Source organism: Rhizobium freirei PRF 81 (assembly GCF_000359745.1).
Lineage (GTDB): Bacteria > Pseudomonadota > Alphaproteobacteria > Rhizobiales > Rhizobiaceae > Rhizobium > Rhizobium freirei.
This window is the reverse complement of record NZ_AQHN01000046.1, coordinates 1-222: the sequence shown is the minus strand read 5'-3', so window position 1 is coordinate 222 and position 222 is coordinate 1. Positions and strand designations below refer to the sequence as shown.

Annotated in this window: 1 protein-coding gene; it reads right to left on the bottom strand. The window is 60.4% G+C overall.

Annotated elements, in window-relative coordinates:
* A partial coding sequence (locus RHSP_RS08565) for a hypothetical protein (protein ID WP_037150626.1) occupies positions 1-222 on the bottom strand: 222 nt, incomplete at both ends.

Genomic DNA, 222 nt, shown 5'->3' with positions numbered 1-222 from the left:
TGAGAAAGGTTCAGACGGTCCTTACCGAGAACGGTATTGTCGACGCCCGCCGAAATGATGTTGACGGAACCGTTCGAGGAGGCAACGGACAGGTCGCCGCCGACCTTGGCGGAACTGGCGATGATGTTGACGCCATTGGTGCCAGCAATGCTGAGATTGCCACCGGTCGTCACCGTGGTGCCGACCAGCGTCTGGACGCCGCCATTGTCCTGCTTGACGGCA